Below are 21,052 nucleotides of genomic sequence, written 5' to 3'. Positions count from 1 at the left end.
TTTTTTTGTTTAAAAGCCGTAAACGATATTGAGATTGACAGAATTGACTTCAATGTCGCTACCAACAAAGTCTCCTGAATATAGCCGACGGTATTCGACATCAAGGTAAAGTGGGGAGCCTTTTTTGATTCTAAAACCGGCGCCATAGGTTACATCAGTCTCCAAATCATCAAAGCCGCTGGTGTAAATACCAGAGATCCCCCCGACACCATAGAGAGCAAAGTATTCATGGATAGGAACAATGCCGCGAGCGAGTAGTGAACCTTGACCATCGAACATATCAGAACGACTCGATACTCGAACCAACTCTCTGGCTTCTATCGCAAAGTACTTGGATGGTTGGTAACCGAAAATAATCCCAACTGAGGAAATATCAGGTTTGTCATCGACTTGATCGACGCCATTGATATCCACTTCAGAAAAGCTACTCGCAAGACCAAGATAGAAGTCATCAAAATTGTCGGTATTTGCGTATGAAAGCGATGTAAACGACATCAAAACTAAGCCTAGCCACTGTCTGATCATTTTATGTCTCCTTATTGTTCTTTTGTTTAAGCCTAGTCGTAAAAAAGAAGAGTGTTGGAAGAAGTGAACAAGAGTCGTGTTTCAAATATGGCGTTACCAATATTATTGCAGTAACGATTTAATGATATGTAAAAGAAGGGCGCACCTTATCGTGTAAGAGTGACGCCCTTAGGTGTGAGTTCCTTATGCACAGAGTGGTTCTTCATCATTAACTAAGTTATTAATCCACTTTTTGCTTCGAATACGATAGGTGGTCAAAATCAACTTGACGATTTCTTCAACAAGGATGATTAACATGACATATTCTAAAGGCCACCCTAGAATAATTCCCGTAACGTATGCGAGTGGGATACCAAATCCCCACTGACCAAACAAGTCAATGAAAATACTGTAATTAATATCTCCACCACTTTTTAATACGCCGCCGATCCCGACCATATTGAATACTTTTAACACCATACCAAATGCCATTATTAAGCAGATGTTGACGGCTGTTTGTACATCATGAATTGGAGACTTCTCGAGCAACGTAAACAGCAAAGGTTTCGCGAGCAAAAAAAGGACCGCGAGCATTAATGCCAGTACGACGCTGATGATCACATACCACCATGCAGTATTAGAAACACGCTGGTAATTCTGTGCGCCAATTTCATTGCCAAGGATGATTGATGCTGCAACGGCAAATCCCATAAAGGCTGAGATCAAAACCCCTTCAATTGGCGTCAATAAAGAGACGATAGCGAGCTCTGATACCCCTAATTGCCCAATGATCACGTTATAAATGATCAACCCAAAAGCCCATGTTGTGTCATGTATGAACATTGGGGTTGCGACCTTTAAAAAGCGGCGACGATGGGAGGTTGTGAACGTTTGTAACCAATGTGTTTTTTCCGGCCAGAGCTGTTTAAATCGTTGATGCGCCAAATAAAACAACAGCACTGTTTGAGCGAGGCGAGATAAAAGGCTACCAATCGCGGCTCCCAAAACGCCTAGCTCAGGAAAACCAAATAACCCAAAAATGAGTAAGGCATTGAGTATTACATTAATGATGATGGCTAATATGCTGACATAAGTAGGCAGTTTTGCTACTCCGACCGCTCTTAGTGCGCATTCAAGTGGAACGACCAAAACAGTAAAGACAAGACTTATGCCCGTGACGACCAGATAGTCCTTAGCCATCACAATGTAAGCCGGATCATCTGAGATGAAGGAAATAATCGCTTCTGGTGATAGTGCATAGCCAACAATAAAAGGGATAGTCACGAGTAAGGCGGCAAGCCAAGTCTGAGCCAACGTGACTTTCACGCCATCCATATTATTAGCACCAAAGTATTGCGAAGCTAGTATGCTGACAGCGCCACTTATGCCAAAAATCATCACTAGATTAAAGAAGAAGATGCGGTTTCCCACGCCAACAGCAGCCGTGGCGGCTTCTCCTAGTTGGCTCACCATAAATATATCCACGACACCAAGCAAAGAAAAAAGCATGGATTGCAAAGAGACAGGAACACCAATTTGAATGAGTTTTTGCCAAAATTTATAGTCAAGCGTTTGATGTGGGGTACGCATCGCATAACTCCTTAGAAAGTACAGAAAGGAGTGTATCGGTTTTTATGTATTCGGTATTTTTAAATTATATCTAAAACTTATGCAAAACTATCAAAATGGAAAAACAAGAGTGCTTTGAGATTTCAGATAAGACACAACATGAGTTCATCAGTTGTAATGAAGTAATGTCCATGGAAAGGCTAGGGATTGTGCAATGTGGGATTGCGCATTGCCGTGAGTTATTTACGGTTTACCGGAAAAATCAGCATAAACACATGTTGCTTTACACTGTAAAAGGTAAAGGTTGGATCACCTGCAATTTAGACAAGCAAATTTTAGAGCCGGGTTCATTAGCCATCGTACCAGCGGGGTTAGAAAATGGCTTTAGTATAGAAGAGGAAGAGTGGCAAATTGCTTGGATTTTCCTTTCTCCAAATCATGACTGGAGTGCGTTAGTTGGGGAAGAATTCGAATATCACCTAACTTCTTTAGCAGAAGTTATCTACGCGAACGTGCTGCTGTTATTACGAGCAAGAAACTTGTCTGTCGAATTGAGTTGTGTGGTGATCGAAAACGCACTTAGCCAGATTGAACTCTTCTTGAAAGCGCCAAAGTTACAACACCACTCTGATAAAAAAGCGCGTTTAAATCGGATATTTGATACCGTACAAATGGCGCTTCACAGAGATTGGAACGTAGACCAAATAGCAGCACTATACCCATGCTCCCCGCCGCATTTACATCGTCTTTGCCAGCAAGCTTATGGACACAGCCCTAAGGTCCATATTACGCGGATGCGTATGGAATATGCTGCAAGGTTGTTGAGTTCGACTACGTGGGCCATCCAACACATCGGTGAAATTGTTGGCTATCCCATTGCTGCCAATTTCACAGCTCGCTTTAAAGCGTGGTGCCATAAAACTCCCCGCCAATTTAGAAAGGAAAATTCGCGTATTCCTTAATGAGCTTGTAACGATTGGTGTGATTGATAATTCGAAAATTCAGATATATGCGCCTAAACTCATTTTATTGAAATTACAATTCTAACAATAACCAGTCAGTTGGCATTTTCAATCAGTCATTGTGCTCCAAGCAAGAGGATATTGGAGCAGGGGTTTGGGATATGAAAATTGCCACTAAAATTGTTCTGGCGTGTACGGTGTTATGTGCTCTCGGTGTTGTAATCACGGGTGGGTTCATTGGATGGAAATCATCGGTGCTAGCTGAAGAGGCGTTGTATAATCGGGCGTCGCAACAACTCATCTCCGTTAGAGAAATCAAGAAAAATGAAATCCAACGTTACTTTGACCAGATAAGTGGTCAGGTAACGACACTCGCAGGATTAAAATCGACACAGGAAGCGATGCTTGAATTTACTCAAGCTTTTAAAGCTTACCCCACAAATCAAGTCTCATCTTCTGATATCACAAAACTCAATCAATACTATTCTAATCAGTTCGGCACGACTTACAGAGAGTCCAATAATGGACAGTCAGCCAATGAGTCACAAAGGCTCTCGCAGATCCCTGAGATCGGCATAGCGCTCCAAGCCCGCTATATTGCAGTGAATCCAAATGGTCTGGGAGAGAAGCACCAGATGGAGAGTGACTCTTTAGGGACGGATTATGATGGGGTACATAAAAAACATCATCCTGGCATCAAATCGTTTCTTGAGCAGTTTGGCTACTACGACATATTTCTAGTTGACCTTGATGGGAATATTGTTTACTCCGTTTTTAAAGAACTCGATTTTGCTACTAACCTTACTTCCGGTCCATATCAGGACAGTGGTATTGCTGTTGCGTATCGTGAAGGAATGAAGAAAGGCAATGGTCAGTTCTATCTTGAAGATTTCTATCCTTATTATCCGTCGTATGAAGCGGCTGCCTCCTTTATTTCTACGCCAGTCTTTACCCAAGGAAAGCGGTCAGGGGTTTTAATTTTTCAAATGCCAGTGGATGAGATCAATGCACTCATGACATTTGATGGCAAATGGCAGTTTGCAGGGTTGGGCAATACCGGGGAGACCTATCTCGTTGGCCCGGATAAGTTAATGCGTAGCCAACCAAGGATGCTAATTGAAGATGACACTGCTTATTTTGAGGCTTTAAAAGCAACTGGCGTATCAAATGATTTGGTTACGCAGATTTCAGACAAAGGGTCTGCAATTGGCCGTCAAAGAGTCGATAGTGAAACTTTAACTCTTGCATTGACAGGCCAAAGTGGAATGAAACTGTCGACGAGCAGCACTTCTGGTAAACCCGTATTTTCCGCTTATGCGCCAGTAACGGCTGCGGGTATGAAATGGGCAATTTTGACCGAGTTAACAGTTGAGGAAGCCTTGAGAGATGTGGAAGTGTTGGTTGAGGCGGAAATTACTACTGCACTGATTTGTATTGTGATCGTGGTTATTGCCGCCATTGTGTTGTCCTACATGGTTGGTAATAGTATTTCGCAACCTATTCGTCATGCCAGTGAACAAATCAAGGAGATCAGTCACAACAACGATTTGACATCGCGGTTAACGGTTAACGGTAAAGATGAAATGGCGGAACTGGCTGGCGCATTGAATACCTTGTTTGAGCATTTACAAGGAATGATCCGGCAATTTGCTCAGGCGACAGATGCGTTAAATTCGAATACGCGCAGTATGTCTTCCAATATGAACAACACCCGTTCCGCTGTCTCTGAACAAAGTCATAAAGCAGACTCAGTCGCGACAGCTGTCAACCAAATGAGCGCGTCGATCGCTGAAGTCGCTCAGTTTGCTAACCGAGCAGCGGAATATGTCACCAATGCCAACCATACTGGGAATGAAGGTATGAAAATTGGTACCTCGCTGGGGGATGAAATTTCCCAACTCGACAATGAGATGAAAACAGCCGTTGAGGCAATTGAACGACTAAACGCGGAAAGTAATTCTATTGCAGAAGTGCTTGATGTAATTCAGGGCATCGCGGAGCAAACCAATCTATTGGCATTGAATGCAGCAATTGAAGCGGCTCGAGCAGGGGAGCAAGGTAGAGGCTTTGCTGTCGTTGCCGATGAGGTGAGATCGCTTGCCGGCCGTACTCAATCTTCCACTGAAGAGATAAGATCAAAGATTGATGCATTACAGAAAGAAACTCAAGGTGTCGCTCAGAGTATTCAACATGCCAACCAAACTGTGTCATTAGGTGTGGAAACCTGCCATCAAAATACCGATATGCTTGGGCAAATTGTTGACATGCTCAGTCAGCTGAATGAAATGACGACTCAAATTGCCGCAGCAGCGGCGGAACAAAAAGCCGTGACAGAAGACATCAGTGGCAGTATCACCTCGATTGCTGATGCATCAGGGGCCGTTTCTGAACAGGTAAATAACGTAGATGAAGTGATTCAAGATTTATCAGGTCAATCTGATGGCTTGAATAAAGAGATTGCTCAATTTAAGTATTAGTATTGAGTACAACTGCACCGCAGCAATTGTGATTTGTTGCGGTGTTTTTGTTTTTCGTAGTACTTACTCTGAGAGTTTAGGTGAGGTACACCGAGTTGAATGGTGTCACAATGTACAAATAACGGTAAGAGCCATCTCAATAGGTTGGGGGATTTGTAATCGCTTCGATCGAATTCGCACCCATTTGATGTAAAACCCAGCAATCAAACAGGAAAATGATTTTTTTGTTTGACTCTTTTCCTGCAATCCGTAAAGTATGCATCGAACGCAGCGGTGGGTAACTAAAGCGTTGAAAGGAAAGGCGCGTTGGCAGAGTGGCTATGCAGCGGATTGCAAATCCGTGGACCTCGGTTCGACTCCGGGACGCGCCTCCATTCGAATTTAAAGATGGTGTTTAACAAAACTCTTAAACGGCATCACAAAGAAATTTGTGTGCCCTGGTGGTGGAATTGGTAGACACAAGGGATTTAAAATCCCTCGGCGTTCGCGCTGTGCCGGTTCAAGTCCGGCCCGGGGCACCATCTCTCATTTGTTCATCCGAACAGGAAAAATAAGGCGCGTTGGCAGAGTGGCTATGCAGCGGATTGCAAATCCGTGGACCTCGGTTCGACTCCGGGACGCGCCTCCATTTTTGACTCAGTTTATTTAATTCCCAAATATATCCTTTAGATTCTGCGGTTTGCCAAGTAAGAAACCTTGGTAGTAGTGGATCTCGAGCTCTTGCATTTGCTTAAACTCTTTTGTTGTTTCAATGCCTTCTATGATCACGGGAACATTTAGTACGCGAGCATGCTGTAATACTTCAATGAGAGAGGCTGGGCGACCTTGGCAAAATGCCTGCAACAGTGAACGATCGACTTTAATGATGTCCGGTTTTATCAAACTGAGCCGTTTTATGTTGGATTCTCCCGCTCCAAAATCATCAATGGCAACTTGAAACCCCACCTGCTGCATATAATGTGTGGCAGAGGTTAATAGTTCATCTGCCATCGATTCTGTTTCAACTAATTCAAAAACAACACGGCTGGTATTGATGCCAAGTTCTTGCATACGCTTTAAAAGTAGCGTGGCATCGATGGCTTTTTGCATATTGTATTCACTTGAGATAGGCAACATGTTGAGAAATAGGGTGATATCAGTGCGGTTAAGAGTAGCGAAGTTTCGAAGATGGATAGCTCTACTGAGGCGGTCGACATTAAGGCAATCGATGAAGTCATTCTTTTGGGTATCTAAAACAAGGTTAGGAGGAATGAGCTTTTGAGTTTTAGTGCTAAAGACCCTCAGTAATGCTTCAAGGCCAATGAGTCGTCTTCGCCCATTAACAATGGGTTGAAAAACACTGCTCAACTCCAGCCCTTTATAGCGCGCTCGATGATTGCCCGTCTCATCGACATAACAGTGCTGGTTAAATGCCCCTCTGGAATTTAGTACCATCCCACTTCCCCTGATTTGCTAAGTATAATTGTTATTTTTATCGTTATAGTTGCGGGTATTGTAACCGATTGTTATGCAATAAACGAAGGACTTGGTCATATTGTCATCAGTTGGTTTTAATTGTTGTTTTTTCCAATCTAAATCAAAGTGCTGAATGAGTTGGGGTTCTAGACTTTAATTATTGATTTCGATTGGCGCAGAATATGGACAAAAAGAGTTCGATGATATTACAGGGAGCATTGCTAACAGAATTTAAGACTGTGACGGCGATGGTGAAGATCTATTGTCATGCTCATCATACTGAACATGAGGGTCGTGACGAACTGTGTGAAACGTGTGAAAGCCTGTTGGATTATGCAGAAATGCGACTTGATCGGTGTCCTTATGGCCAAAATAAACCAACGTGCAATCAATGCCCAATTCATTGTTATAAGCCTGAGCCGAAGGAGCAAATGCGGCTAGTTATGCGATATTCAGGCCCCAGAATGTTATTACCACATCCCATCCTTGCGATTCGCCATTTAATTCATGAAAAGAGGAAGGTACCAGAGCAGCCGAGTAGTAATGTGTCAAATCGTTATTTAAGAAAGCAAAAAGAAAAAGGGGCCTAGTATGGCCCCTTGTTTATTCTCCTGCCATGGCTTGGCGTTTGCTTTTCACGCTTGCAAGTAACATATAGATGCACGTTGCTAGCAATGTCGCGAACAGATATCGCATTAAGCCGTGGTTGTCTGCCATAAACCCGTCTGCGGCAACAGGGCCAGCAACAGAGCCGACACTGTAGCTAAACAGCATTACTTGAGTTGCAGAGACGATGTAGCTTGCATCTAACTTATCGCAACCAAGGTTGATAGCTACAGGGTAGATGGCGAATGTCGCCATACCAAGTATGAACAGGCCAAGCCCCAACACGCGCAAATCTGAGAAAGCGCTGGTCAAAGCGATAGCGGCTACCCCTAACATACAAAACAGTGCCATCAGTAATGTTCTGCCTAAGTACTTAGATAACCATGGGACGATAGGTTGAACCGCCATGCCACCAAGAATGATTAAAGCCATTAAGCTGCCTAAATCCTGATGTTGGATCCCTCGGTTATCCAGCTCAAGAGGCATCAGGCCATAAATAGCGCCCAGTGTGAGGCCAGAAACAATACAACCAATAATTGCAGCGTGGTTTAACTTACCAATTTGTTTTAATGACAAAGGAATGCTGTGTTGGCTTTCTGGTTGATCGGACTCGCCAAATAGAAGTACGACAATTGCCATCAGAAGCAAAGTGAAAATAGCGATGAATGGCACGCCACCTTCAATGCCTAGCAAACCGATGCCGAGTTGCCCTAGTGAGCTGCCTCCATAAAGGGAACCCATATATAAACCTAGACGTCTTGCGCGAGAAGTTTCATCACCATGTAAAAGCCAAGACTCAACAATGACAAATACCCCAGCAACGGCAATACCGGCAATGAATCGCGCGCTGAGCCAAAGTGTAGCATTCGTAAAAATTGGCAATGCGATGATGGTTAAGATGAAAGCTGTTAAGCAATAGACAAAAGCATTGCGGTGGCCGACACGAGTGACGAGCGGTTCAATGATGGCGGCGCCAACTAACAAACCTGCATAAAAAACACTAGCAAGCCAGCTGGCTAAACTACTCTCCAACCCGTAATGCGGAAGCATCAACGGAATTAAGCTCATCAGATAACCAGATGCAACGGCATAAAGTGCTAATGCAATAACTGGCACGGTGATACGAGCTTTCACAGGTTCAGGAGAGAAGGTATTTTCCAATGTCGTCGCCTCAATGAATTGGTAGAAAAGTAATCAGAATTTGGCGCGACTATGGAGGGGATTATGGTTGAAGTACAACGAAAATTATTGAACTTGACGATAAATAATATTTATTGATGTCAATGGTGTATAAATAGGTGTAAAAGCCGCCGATTTATGCATTTAATGGCGGCATTTATTTGAGTGTGCTATTTGCTTATAGCCACATTTAACCATTGCTGGAATTGGCTTTTAGGAAGGGCTCCGTTAATTACATCGACTCTTTTCCCACCTTTAAAAACCATAACGGTTGGAATGCTTCTAATTTGATATTTCATGGCTAGGTTTTGTTGTGCTTCAGTGTCAACCTTTACGAATCGTACCTTCTGTTTTTGCTCTACGGCCACATCAGCAAATACTGGGGCAAATCCAACGCATGGGTTACACCACGGTGCCCAGAAATCAACAACCACTGGTTGGTCGCTATTTAATATTGCATCGAAGTTTAAATCGGTACCTTCGACGGGTGCACCATCAAGCAGCTCTGATTGACACTTACCACATTTGGGAAGGTCCGATACTCTTTCTAAAGGAACTCGGTTCAGTCCTGAACAAGAAGGACAACGAGTGTTAAATGTAGACATGACTTTTCTCTCTTATAATGTAACTCAAATTAAGAACGAGTTTTTCAGGGCTTTCTTACAAGATAAGGTTTAGATTATTAATTTCAATAGGATGACACTCGGTAGTTTGGGTCGTTATACTCAATCCATAGCGAAAAAATAACAAAAGGTCCGCAATGTCTAATTTTTATGCCGAAATTACCGGGTGGGGGAAATGCTTACCACCTGCAACGCTGTCGAATGATGACCTAAGCACGTTCATTGATACTTCCAATGAGTGGATAAAAACACGTACTGGAATTGAAAATCGTCGTATCAGCCATGTGAACACCTCTGACATGGCAACAGTCGCCGCTCAGCATGCATTGGCTTGCGCAGGTTTAGCCGCTGAAGATATTGATTTGGTGATCATTGCAACTTGCTCACCAGATTCCTTGATTCCAAATATTGCATCTAAAGTATCGCAAAACCTCGGGTTAAAAACGGCTACAGCATTTGATCTCAATGCTGCCTGTACAGGTTTTGTATACGGTTTGGAAACGGCCACTCGTTTAATCCAAGCGGGCAATTACCGCAATGCTATCGTTGTAGGTGCGGAAAGACTGTCGTTTTACATTGACTGGACAAAGCGTGACACCGCCGTGTTGTTTGGTGATGGTGCAGGTGCTGTCGTGCTTTCAAAAACTGAGAAACAAGTCGGTTTACAACACGCTCAACTTGGTTGTGACTCAGCAGGGCGAGATATTCTTGCAGTGCCGAAATTCGGTACCTGCATGGATCGATTTGCGGCTGATAACGGCTACTGGGACTTTAATTTCGTCGGTAAAGAAATCTTTAAACGAGCAGTAAAAGGTATGGGGGCAGCAGCACACAGTGTGCTAACTCGAAGCAACCTCTCAACTGAAAATGTCGATGTAGTGATTCCACATCAAGCTAATATTCGCATTATCCAAACACTGTGTGATCTGTCAGGTATTGAGCAAGAAAAAGCCTTTGTGAATATTCACAATTACGGCAATACCTCAGCGGCAACCGTGCCAATTGCGCTATGTGAAGCGTTAGAGCAAGGGCGAGTAAAAGCCGGAGATAACCTTTTACTTGCGGCATTTGGCGCCGGATTAACATGGGGTGCTGGCCATATTAAATGGGGTGAGCGTGTGACGCCAATTGGCAAGAGTGATGCAACGCTACCAACATGCGACAGTACTGCACTAGAGCTACTGGAACACGCAATCGCGCACTGTAAAAGCCGAGCGGAATAATTCAGATTGTAATCAGTAAAAACTGCCACGTTTTTTGTGGCAGTTTTCGTTTATAACATTTGGCACTCAATGGTATCATTAGCGTCAATCGAATATGGATTTCACAGGGCGTTAATGAAGTTCCTTCACACTTCGGACTGGCATCTTGGCCGTCAATTTCACAACGTATCTCTTCTTAAAGATCAGCAAGCTGTTTTAAATCAAATCATTGCGTACCTAAGTCACAATGATGTTGATGCTGTAGTGGTTGCTGGTGATATTTACGATCGTTCTGTTCCTCCTACGGCTGCGATAGAAGTGTTGAACGACTTTATCAACCGAACGTGTAATGAACTCAATGTCCCTGTCATTCTTATCCCAGGAAATCACGATGGTGCTCAGCGATTAGGGTTTGCGTCTCGCCAGATGTCGGGGGCAGGTTTACACATACTGAGTACATTTGAAGATATGCGTCAACCGGTGATCATCACGTCCCAACAAGCCGGTGACGTGGCCTTTTGGGGTATGCCATATAACGACCCTGAATTGGTACGTCATGCCTATCAAACGCCAGTTTCTACCCATGACGAAGCGCATAAGCAGTTAGTCGATGAGATCACCGAACATTTTTCTTCTGATCAGAAAAATGTCCTTATCAGTCATTGTTTTGTCGATGGGGCTATCGATTCTGAATCTGAGCGTCCGTTGTCGATTGGTGGTTCTGATAGGGTGAGTCATGAGCATTTTCTGCCATTTGATTATGTGGCGCTTGGGCATTTGCATCAACCTCAGAAAAAAGGTGAAGACTACATCCGTTATTCCGGCTCACTCATGAAATACAGCTTCTCTGAACAACATCAAAAGAAAGGGATGACGTTAGTCGAGTTGGATAAGTCTGGTTTTAAATCCGCTACTCATATCGATTTGGTGGCTCCTCACCAAATGCGCATTATTGAGGGAGAGCTTCAAGACATTATCGAACAAGGGCAAAAAGATCCTAATAGTCACGATTACATATTGGCTCGTCTGACGGATAAACATGCCATCTTGGACCCGATGGAGAAGCTGAGGAAATCGTATCCGAATGTGCTCCACCTAGAGAAACCCGGCATGTTAATTGGGGTTGAACAAGAGATGGGTAAAGCGCAGTTGGCAAGAAGTGAAATGGATATGTTTAAGGATTTTTTCACCGAAGCAAAGCAAGAAGCGTTAACAGAAGCTCAAGAAGCGGCCATGAATGAGATCATTGGTCAATTAACCCGCAAGCAAGAGAACGCATAATGAAGCCAATCAAATTAACCGTTCAAGCTTTTGGTCCATTCGCGGAGCGTGAAGTTATTGACTTTACGTTGCTTGGCTCGGCGCCTTTATTCTTGATCAATGGGCCTACTGGTTCTGGGAAAAGTACAATTCTTGATGCTATTTGTTTTGCTTTATACGGTGAAACTACTGGTAGTGAACGTACGGGCGACCAGATGCGTTGTGACCATGCGAAAGCGGAGTTGATGACGGAGGTCATTTTTGAGTTTGCGTTGGGTGAGAAATACTATCGTATTGAACGTAGCCCAGAGCAGCAGATCCCCAAAAAACGGGGAGAGGGAACAACTAAAAGAACCCACTCAGCAACGTTGTTTTGTATCGACCATCAAGACGAAGAGTTAATTGCAAATAAACCTACCCCCGTCGCGAAGGCGATCGTAGAGTTAATTGGTTTAGACGTTAAGCAATTTCGGCAAGTGATGGTGTTGCCTCAAGGAAAGTTCCGTGAACTGCTCATCGCAAATTCCAAGGAGCGTGAACAGATTTTTGGGCAACTTTTTGCAACACACATTTATGTTGCTATTGAACGGGCATTGTTTGACCGTGCAGCGGGAATTCGCAAAGCGAAAGACGAGTTTGATAACCAAATTAAAGGCGTATTGGATGTCGTGAACGTGGACAGTGAAGAAGCGCTACATACATTACACCAGCAACAACTCCCACAATGTGAATTAGCAGAAAAAGAACTAGTAAAGACGCAAAAAGAGCTAGAGCAAGCACAGGCGAATGAGAAACAGGCAGTCGAGCTGATTAGTAAGTTTGACAACCTAGAGCAGATGCTTGCCCAGCAAACAACGCATTTGGCACAGCATGAGGCCCATGCTCAAAACAAAGTGCAACGAGAAAATGCGTCAGCGGCAATCGCTCTGAATGTCGCACATGCTAGGTTGCAACAAACCAATCAAGAAGCCAAGCATGTCTCTGAACAAGTGTGTAAAACCAAAGTCACGCTTGAAGCTGCCACTCAACAACTTGAAGTAAGCAATAATGCTTGGCTCCATGCAGCAGAGCAAGCCAAACAAGTACCTGAGCTCAATCAGCAGCTATACACATTAAAGGAAATCTCAGGCAAGTTTGCTGAGTTGGCGAAATCCGAGCAAATGGTGGCTAAAAGCAACCAACACATTTCTCAATTGAGTACTGAGAAGTCGGCGTTAGATAGAACGCATCAAAGCTTGGAGAAAAGTCTTACTGAAAAACGCAGTGAGCTCGAGTCGGTAAAAGATGCTTACGCTACTATTCCGCTGAAGCAGCAGCAACTTGATGCCATCAACAGCCAACTAACGCTTGTTGTTCAAAAAGCAGAAACTGAAACTGCGCTTGAGAAGCAACAATTGCTTTTAAAGCAGCTTGAACAAGAGCAAATGCAAGCCCAACATCTTGTTGCCAAGGCGAAAGAAACGGCAGATCGTATCGAGTTTCATTGGCATAGCACTCAGGCTGCTCAACTTGCAAAACGCCTTGAACTAGGGGAACCATGTCCTGTTTGTGGCAGTTGTGAGCACCCAAATCCAGCTCGTTTTACCTCTGAAGAAGTCACAAAAAAAGACGTTGAACAAGCGCGTTTAGAACAACAAAAGCATCAAGAGCAACTCGATACCGTCAGTGCCCGAGTTCAAAAAGGCATGCTGGTGGTGGCGAAAACCCAGCAATCGCTAGACGGCATTTTGCTCCAGCTTGGTGAAAGAGCAATAGAGACGAAAGAACAAGTTGCTGCGCAATTATCGATTTTAGACAATGAGTTAGCTCAGCTACGTCGCCTTGACCCTGAGCAGACTAGCCAACAACTTGTGCAACTTGAAAGTCAGTTCACCAAAGTGAAGAGTGAATTAGATGAAAAAACACAACAATTAAATGATGCGAATGTGTTACTAGCGCGACAGTTGGCGGAAGTCGACACTTATTCAAAAGGGATCCCAGCACAGTATCAGAAGCAGGAAGAGGTTACGGTCGCCATTGCACAAACAGAGCATTTGGTTAAGCAATATCTCGACACTGAACAAACGACGAAAGCACATGCTGAGCAGGGAAAACAGAAAACGATTGAGCTGCAAGCAACATGTGATGAACTGAGTAAGCAATTAAATCGGACTCAAACTGAAGTAGAAGAGGCTCAGCGACTCTGGTTAGAAGCGCTTTCGAGCAGCCCGTTTTCAGATGAGCAAGCCTATCTTGCCGCCAAGTTAGATCCGCAGACACTGGCGCTTCTAGATGTCGAGATACAAACGTATGATGAGAAGTCTGCCAGTCTACGAGGCTCAATTGAAACGCTACAGAAAACACTTGAAGGCGCTTCAAAGCCTGAAGTCGAGATGTTGTCACAAGTAAGAGAGCAAGCCAATATTGCTCACCAACAGGCGCTGAACGCTTATTCTGAGGCTAAGTCTGTATTAGATCGTATCCAAGAAGTGCAAAAGAGATTAGTGGCCCTTTATGCGCAAAACGAGGCTCTTGAAAAAGAGTACCAAGTGATCGGCACTTTAAGTGATATCGCAAATGGCAAAACTGGGGCAAAAGTGAGCTTACACCGCTTTGTTCTTGGTGTGTTGTTGGATGATGTGCTTATTCAGGCCTCTCAACGTTTGCGGATCATGAGCAAAGGGCGATACGAGCTTCGTCGTAAGGAAGAACGTGCAAAAGGTAATGCAGGCTCAGGGCTTGATTTGATGGTGGAAGATGGCTACACCGGCAAGTTGAGAGATGTTGCGACCTTATCTGGCGGTGAATCGTTTATGGCGGCATTATCGTTAGCGTTAGGGCTTTCGGATGTGGTTCAGTCATACAGTGGCGGAATTCGACTGGACACACTGTTTATTGATGAAGGCTTTGGTAGTCTTGACCCAGAATCTTTGGATTTGGCAATCCAAACCTTAATCGATCTCCAGCAAGGTGGGCGAACGATCGGCGTGATTTCTCATGTCAGTGAGTTAAAAGAACAGATGTCACTGCGTGTTGATATTGAAGCCAGTCGAGTTGGAAGCCGAGTGAAAGTCGTTAGCTAGTAAAAACTAGTTAGGCAGGGTATTTGGGGGGGCACATAAAGTTGTGCTAATCCTTAAAGTAGAATAATAAAATATACGTTGGTTTAGGAAGTCGAATGGAAGCTGTACGCAAAGTCTATCAATATGCGGAGCCCAATCTGACCCTTGTCGGTTGGATGGGGCTACTTGGCTTTCCGGTGTATTACTATATATGGGCTTATTTGTTTCCTCAGCCCTATGAAAACTTGGCATTAAGGCTGTTTTGTTCGGCTCTGTTTGCCTTGATTGCATTTCGGAAAGCGCTACCGAAGCATATTCAACGTTTTATGCCCCTCTTGTACTTATTTGTTATTGGTTTTTGTTTACCGTTCTTTTTTGCCTTTATGATGTTTCAAAACGCTTGGTCAACGGTTTGGGTCATGTCGTTTATGGCATCTATCTTTTTGCATATCCTGTTGGTTCACCAAACTCGTTTGATGCTTGCACAAGCGCTGGTTTGTATCGCGCTAGCCTTTCTCTTTGCCTATGGCTTTGACTACACAAAAATCGCTGGTCATGTGGTATGGGCGTATGTGCCCATCTTTTTGTTTACTTACATCTTTGGCAATTTGTTTTATTTCCGTAATCAAGTTGAACACGAAACAAAGGCCTCTATTGCTAAATCATTTGGTGCTGGGATTGCTCATGAAATGCGTAACCCCCTTGCAGCGCTTAAATCATCATTAGAAGTACTCAATTCTGTGTTACCTCAAACAAGCCATGGACGAAAAGAATTCCACTTAATGTCTCATCAAGAATTGATGTTGGCACGAGATGTAATTGCAGATGCCGATGAAGTGATTGAGCATGGTAATGAGACGATAGATCTACTGCTTACCTCAATCGATGAAAGCAGAATATCAAGAGGAACATTCAAGCAGTATTCTGCATTGCAGGTTGTTGAAGAGGCGGTGGCCAGCTTCTCGTATCGCCGAGCAGCAGATAAAGAAAAGGTGACACTCGATGTCATGGAAGACTTCCAATTTTTAGGGAGTGATTTGCTGCTTAAATATGCGCTATATAATTTATTGAAGAATGCGTTTTACTACCAAAGTGGAGATTCATTCCGAATCAGTATCACGCTCAGGGCCACTCAAGATGGCAATGAGCTGATACTAACGGATACCGGGGTTGGTATTGATCCCGCGATCAAAGAACATATCTTTAAGGACTTTTATACCTTTGGCAAAGAGGGTAGTTATGGCTTAGGTTTACCGTTTTGTCGTAAAGTGATGAAAGCACTTGGTGGTGATATCTCTTGTTCATCACAGGTTGGCGAATGGACCAAATTTACCTTAAGTTTTCCTCATTATCAGTCCAAACAAGTTGAGGCGATCAAAATAGACTTATTAAAAGATAAGTCCGTACTTTATATCGGTGAGCAGAATGCTGTAGGGCGTTTATTAAATGAGCTCTCCTTTTATCGAGGTTTTCGCTTAAATAATATCTCTCTGGAGACGGCAACCAAATTTGAAGAATACGAGTTTGAATATGACTTGATCATGATTGATCTCGATGCTGCGGTTTCCGAACCTAACTACTTTGATAAGTTGGAACAAAGGCTGCATTTTACTGAGGCACGGCTTGTGTATCTTTATGATGAAAATAGCCAGTACTATAACGCAATTGAACGCCATCTCACGGTGTATCCTATCGAAAAACATCGTTTTTTGTTGAAAGGTAAAGAAGTTTTAGATGAACTTTTTTTCGAGTCACCCTCCGTTGACCGAAATGTATTGCCAGAGAAAAAAGGCATTGGCGGCAAGCGAATTATTGTTGCTGACGACAACCAATCACTTCGTACCTACACTTCCATTTTGCTAGAAAGGCAGGGTTTTGAGGTTGTTCAAGCGAAGAATGGCATTGAAGTCTTGGAAATGTTGGCTGCACAACCCGCTGATCTTGTCTTAATGGACATTGAGATGCCCGCTTTAAATGGCATTGAAACAACGTCACGGATTCGAAATTCAAGTGAGCAATATGCTTCGATCCCTATTCTAGGGCATACCGGAGATAAAACGGAACAGTCGATTGAAAAGATACAGAGCTCGGGTATGAATGACTATATTGTGAAACCAGCGGATAGTGATTTGATTCTCGATAAGATTGCCAATTGGATTTAGGGCTCCCCTATGACAAGACATAGGGGAGCCCTCTCTATTAAAGAAAATAGATGTTTGGCTGGTGGTAGGCGTCATGGCATACCTGTATCAGCTTTTCTAGTTGCGCGTCGGTAACAGAGCTATTTAGAGAAAACCGGATGATGTTCTTATTTGGAGTAGTTGCTGGCCGGCAGAAGACAGCGCCAAATACGCCATGGCTTTCTAAGTAGTCTCTAACCTTTTCTGTGTTTCTTTCATCCCCTGTTTCCAATGCAATGATTTGTGATTCACTGCGAATTGTGAAACCAATTGAGCGCAGGGTTTTAGCCAAAGCGTTGGCTTTTTCTGCGAGCACCTCTCTTTCCTTATCCGCTTTCAAAATGATTTCCAACGTTGCGCTGATGCGGTCAATTTCATACGGCAACATTGCCGAGCTGAAAATAGCCGGATAGGCGACAAATGGAATACACTCATTAGCAAGGTTGTTACACCAAATCGCTCCTGCGCGGTAGGCAAATGTTTTAGCGAGGCTTGCCGTTAGGAAGTCGACCTGTTTTGTTAAGCCAAGCTTATTCACTAAACCCGCACCATGGTAACCATGGGTGCCCAGAGAGTGTGACTCATCAACTAAAATCGCACAGCCAAGTTCTCTACTGATGGAAACCATCTCTTCCAACGGTGCGATAGTGCCGATGGTGCTATAAATGGAATCAACAACAACTAATCCTGGGCCATGACGACGGATGAGCTTTTTGAGGTGGCGTACATTGTTATGCATAAAGGGATGAAGATTTGCACCAGCAATTCTTGCGCCTTCCCACATTGACATGTGCGCAAAAAAGTCGATGTAAACATTGGTATTGGTATCGCAAATAGTTTGCAACAGGGCAGTATTCGCAGCCCAGCCTGATTGAGACAGTAAGCAAGAAGAAAATCCGGTAAATCGAGCGAGTTGTTTTTCTACACTCGGTTTATCAGCTTCATCTTGAAGAAATATGCCAGACATAAAAGGCGTATCTGTGTTACTCAATAAAGACTGAACCTGAGCGTCAATGATTGTTGGATGATTTGATAAATCAAGGTAATCATTGCTTTGTAAAACGATATCTTGTGATGTAGGACGCTTACCTAATACAAGATGTTTACCATTCTGATTAGAGCCCATTAAATCTTCAATGTAATGATCTAAAGACGATTTAATAAAGTCTGGCAGAAGCGGAGCACTTTTTAACATGTTCATGGTACATATATCCTTTTTATAAAACCTGGGCCAGCTGACAAGGGATATATGAATGAATCGGAGTGCATAATCTAGGATTGAATATGATTTCTTTGCGCTAGTGAGCAAACAAAAATATACTGTGTATTAACTTATTTATTACTAGCGTACCGTTTGGGCGTGCGGCCGGTTCCATTTTTATGGCTTGGGTTGTTCAATTGCCTTGTTCGAAAAAAACTCAGGCCAGTACATTTTTACGTAGCCAAATGAGACCCAAGCAACAAGAATCGTTGCGATCGTCAGCTCAAAGAAACCGAATTTGTGTAGCCAATGCCAATGAGGGTGGTACTGCTCGAAAAATCCCGTCAACCGATGCATTGCAACAGCGCTAATGACAGAAGGGAAGGTGACTGCTGCAATGGAAGGTTGGAATTTCAAGCGCAGTAACCGGATATAGCAAAGGTAGATAAGCAAGGTCATAGTGATGGCTATGCCAGCTAATGCTCCGGTTAAAATAGGATCGGGCTGTTTAAAGTTCACTAGGTAGGTTGCTAAGGTTAAGTTGATAGGTGCGGCCATGATGGCAAGTGTCGGTCTCGCTCGCCTTGGTAACATGCCTTCAAACACCAGACGATATAACACCAATGGCAACATGAAAAAGTAGATCGTGATACAAACATTCACCAGTGTTTCAGAAAAGACCGTATGACCAAACTGCGTGCCTGCCAAAGAGCTGCTGATCAACCCGACAGGGTAAAGAAACCAACTGGGGACAATGTTGGACATTTTGAAGTTAAGCAGTTGAAAGCTAAAAAACAGTACCATCATGGTAAAGTGCAACAAAAGAGCGGCAAACCATATTGGATATGCAATGACGGGGGAAATAACAGCGAGATAGTCACAAAGGATCAATAATGCCATGCTCATAGGGGCCATCAGGCTGCCACTAAGAGGATGACGAATATCATTTAGAAACGTGTTGAGGTTGGTGAAATACTTAATAAGAACTGGGAGCAGTAACAATGCCCCTAAGCCAGCCATATAAGGACGCACTAATACCCCAAATTCTGGCATATACAAAGCCCACGCATGCCCTAGACCAATCATTCCAAGAGCTAAGGCCGCTTGAGAAGGGGGAACATTTTGGAATTGCGTTAGCCTGCGCCAGTTCAACGGTTTTCTCCTAGAACATCTACTCTAATCAAGAACGAGGCTATCCTTAGCCCGGTTGAATTTTCGGCAACGATAATACAAGTTGAGTGGTTACGGCGCAATTCTCAATTTGGCTCACGAGGTAAGTCTACTTGCCTCAACTTCTCATTTTTTAAGGTTCGATGAAGTAGCTGACTGTAAATAGGTTGACCGCCTAAGACTTGAGCAAAGATCACCGCACCCAGGCTAGTAATAATCAATGGTAGGATTAAGTAGTAATTGTTGGTCATTTCAATCACCAATAAAATGCCTGTGATTGGAGCGCGTACAGTGGCTGCAAATAATGCACCCATCCCGGCAATTGCAAACATGCCCGGTTGGATATCAAGCTCTGGGAATAGACTCTTAGCTGTTAATCCAAATGCATACCCAAATAGAGTCCCAAGTGCCAGCATTGGCGCAAAAATGCCACCTGGTGCGCCCGAGCCAAAACAAATCATAGTAGTGATAATACGGCCGAGGAATAGCAGCAAAAGAAAGCCTGCACTATAGCCACCATTCGTGATATTGGGAATCAGTCCAATACCGCCGCCAGTGAGTTCTGGCATGTAAAGCAACATAATGCCAAAGCATCCGCCGATGAGGGAGCCAGTTAAGAGGTAGCGCTTACGGTCGTTTTTGTGAATTCGTACGAATGCATCTTGTGACAGTGTCACTAATTTATTAAAAGCAACACCAAAAATACCAAAAAGAGCCCCTAATAGTAAGAAGAGCCACAAAGAGGGTAAGCCAGGTGGCTGATATTGCGGCATGGTAATAACTGCGGCTTGTCCATTGATGGTACGAAAAACAATATTTGCAGCAACAGCAGAAATGATAACCGCGCGTATCGATATTAAAGAGTAGCGAAATTGAGGGCGCATCTCCTCAACCACAAACATAATACCAGCCAGTGGTGCATTAAAGGCTGCGGCTAAGCCTCCGGCAGCACCTGAGGCGAGAAGAGAGTGCTTGGTGTCATCATCTTTGACTCTGAAAATGTCAGTGACCATACGACCAATGGCGCCACCCATCTGAACGGTTGGTCCTTCACGTCCAAGTACCATACCTGATCCAAGGGCACCCATTCCGCCGAAAAACTTCACAGGAATAACACGCCACCAACGAACAGGTCTAATGCCGTCCATTGCTCCTTCAATCTCTGGAATACCGGAGCCAGATGCTTCTGGCGCGAAGCGATGAACTAAGAAATAGCCAATGAATGCAAGGCCAGCACTGATCAAAAAGGCGGCCAGCCATAAAGGAACAATATTCCCGATTTCAGTTTTGAGCCAATCAGTTCGAGTTTCAGAGACAAGGTGAACCGCAATTTCGAAATAGGTGCCAATCAGACCAGCAATGATGCCAACAAGTGCTGATAAGAACAGTACTGAAACGGGGGTTTTATCTTTAGAGAGAAATTGATTGATGGTGTCTTTAGGCATTTTAGACAATAAAGACAACTTAATTTTCTCTCTTCGAGTCATGGGGTGTTTGGCCTATTTACTAACGAGTGGGGAAGGAATACGTAAATTATACTCGTCAAGGTGTTTTACTATAGCGACAGAAATGGAATTTTGATTTTCATATTTGATGCGTTTTGCACAGAAGATCACATGTCTA

At 43.7% G+C, this 21,052-nt stretch carries 15 protein-coding genes and 3 tRNA genes; 10 read left to right on the top strand and 8 right to left on the bottom strand.

What is annotated here, in order from left to right; all coding sequences use genetic code 11:
* Positions 1-9: 9 nt before the first annotated feature.
* Positions 10-525 (bottom strand): outer membrane beta-barrel protein, encoded by a 516-nt coding sequence (locus ACQEXU_RS14175; protein ID WP_427011311.1) that lies wholly within the window; start codon positions 523-525, stop codon positions 10-12.
* 183 nt (positions 526-708) lie between these two features.
* Positions 709-2,094: an MATE family efflux transporter gene (locus tag ACQEXU_RS14170; RefSeq protein WP_427011310.1), complete on the bottom strand. Its 1,386-nt coding sequence runs from the start codon at positions 2,092-2,094 to the stop codon at positions 709-711.
* Between the two features lie 95 nt (positions 2,095-2,189).
* On the opposite strand from ACQEXU_RS14170, the gene ACQEXU_RS14165 reads away from it, so the two are divergent.
* The 5 genes from ACQEXU_RS14165 (at position 2,190) to ACQEXU_RS14145 (ending at position 6,140) form a co-directional block, all read left to right on the top strand.
* Positions 2,190-3,035: an AraC family transcriptional regulator gene (locus tag ACQEXU_RS14165; RefSeq protein ID WP_427011309.1), complete on the top strand. Its 846-nt coding sequence runs from the start codon at positions 2,190-2,192 to the stop codon at positions 3,033-3,035.
* Between the two features lie 161 nt (positions 3,036-3,196).
* Entirely contained in the window at positions 3,197-5,512 is a 2,316-nt protein-coding gene (locus tag ACQEXU_RS14160) for a methyl-accepting chemotaxis protein (protein WP_427011308.1), read from the top strand.
* A gap of 300 nt (positions 5,513-5,812) precedes the next feature.
* Positions 5,813-5,886: transfer RNA gene (locus ACQEXU_RS14155), tRNA-Cys, on the top strand.
* A 60-nt stretch (positions 5,887-5,946) separates the two neighbouring features.
* Positions 5,947-6,033, top strand: a tRNA-Leu gene (locus ACQEXU_RS14150).
* 33 nt (positions 6,034-6,066) lie between these two features.
* Positions 6,067-6,140, top strand: a tRNA-Cys gene (locus ACQEXU_RS14145).
* A gap of 17 nt (positions 6,141-6,157) precedes the next feature.
* Here the strand turns inward: ACQEXU_RS14145 and ACQEXU_RS14140 are convergent.
* Entirely contained in the window at positions 6,158-6,946 is a 789-nt protein-coding gene (locus ACQEXU_RS14140) for an EAL domain-containing protein (RefSeq protein WP_427011307.1), read from the bottom strand.
* Positions 6,947-7,149: 203 nt separating this feature from the next.
* Here ACQEXU_RS14140 and ACQEXU_RS14135 point away from each other — a divergent pair, with 203 nt between their 5' ends.
* A complete protein-coding gene (locus ACQEXU_RS14135) occupies positions 7,150-7,557 on the top strand; it encodes a nitrous oxide-stimulated promoter family protein (protein WP_367990015.1) in 408 nt (135 codons plus the stop codon).
* Between the two features lie 13 nt (positions 7,558-7,570).
* Here ACQEXU_RS14135 and ACQEXU_RS14130 read toward each other — a convergent pair whose 3' ends face one another.
* Together ACQEXU_RS14130 and trxC are read right to left on the bottom strand one after the other, a co-directional pair.
* Positions 7,571-8,734 (bottom strand): MFS transporter, encoded by a 1,164-nt coding sequence (locus ACQEXU_RS14130; protein WP_427011306.1) that lies wholly within the window; start codon positions 8,732-8,734, stop codon positions 7,571-7,573.
* Between the two features lie 188 nt (positions 8,735-8,922).
* Entirely contained in the window at positions 8,923-9,357 is a 435-nt protein-coding gene (trxC, locus tag ACQEXU_RS14125; RefSeq protein ID WP_427011305.1) for a thioredoxin TrxC, read from the bottom strand.
* Between the two features lie 155 nt (positions 9,358-9,512).
* Between trxC and ACQEXU_RS14120 the strand changes: the two genes are divergently transcribed.
* The 4 genes from ACQEXU_RS14120 to ACQEXU_RS14105 all read left to right on the top strand — a co-directional run bounded on the left by ACQEXU_RS14120 (position 9,513) and on the right by ACQEXU_RS14105 (position 17,040).
* On the top strand, positions 9,513-10,598 hold the full coding sequence (locus tag ACQEXU_RS14120) for a ketoacyl-ACP synthase III (RefSeq protein WP_427011304.1): 1,086 nt from the start codon (positions 9,513-9,515) through the stop codon (positions 10,596-10,598).
* 114 nt (positions 10,599-10,712) lie between these two features.
* Positions 10,713-11,858, top strand: a complete 1,146-nt coding sequence (locus tag ACQEXU_RS14115) for an exonuclease SbcCD subunit D (RefSeq protein ID WP_427011303.1) — start codon at positions 10,713-10,715, stop codon at positions 11,856-11,858.
* Positions 11,858-14,899: an SbcC/MukB-like Walker B domain-containing protein gene (locus tag ACQEXU_RS14110; RefSeq protein ID WP_427011302.1), complete on the top strand. Its 3,042-nt coding sequence runs from the start codon at positions 11,858-11,860 to the stop codon at positions 14,897-14,899. The genes ACQEXU_RS14115 and ACQEXU_RS14110 overlap by 1 nt, the downstream gene beginning before the upstream one ends.
* Before the next feature lie 95 nt (positions 14,900-14,994).
* Complete coding sequence (locus ACQEXU_RS14105; protein WP_427011301.1) at positions 14,995-17,040, top strand: hybrid sensor histidine kinase/response regulator; 2,046 nt, start codon at positions 14,995-14,997, stop codon at positions 17,038-17,040.
* A gap of 37 nt (positions 17,041-17,077) precedes the next feature.
* Here the strand turns inward: ACQEXU_RS14105 and cqsA are convergent, their stop codons facing one another.
* The 3 genes from cqsA to clcA all read right to left on the bottom strand — a co-directional run bounded on the left by cqsA (position 17,078) and on the right by clcA (position 20,916).
* Positions 17,078-18,259, bottom strand: coding sequence for an alpha-hydroxyketone-type quorum-sensing autoinducer synthase (gene cqsA, locus ACQEXU_RS14100; RefSeq protein ID WP_367990008.1), 1,182 nt, complete (start codon positions 18,257-18,259; stop codon positions 17,078-17,080).
* A gap of 177 nt (positions 18,260-18,436) precedes the next feature.
* Positions 18,437-19,411 (bottom strand): TDT family transporter, encoded by a 975-nt coding sequence (locus ACQEXU_RS14095; protein ID WP_427011300.1) that lies wholly within the window; start codon positions 19,409-19,411, stop codon positions 18,437-18,439.
* Positions 19,412-19,515: 104 nt separating this feature from the next.
* On the bottom strand, positions 19,516-20,916 hold the full coding sequence (gene clcA, locus ACQEXU_RS14090) for a H(+)/Cl(-) exchange transporter ClcA (RefSeq protein WP_427011299.1): 1,401 nt from the start codon (positions 20,914-20,916) through the stop codon (positions 19,516-19,518).
* Between the last annotated feature and the right edge of the window lie 136 nt (positions 20,917-21,052).

The sequence above is a fragment of the Vibrio sp. TRT 21S02 genome (genome assembly GCF_050113675.1).
In the GTDB taxonomy this organism is placed as follows: Bacteria; Pseudomonadota; Gammaproteobacteria; order Enterobacterales; family Vibrionaceae; genus Vibrio.
The sequence above is the reverse complement of the archived record's forward strand: the minus strand, read 5'-3'. Positions and strand labels throughout refer to the sequence as shown.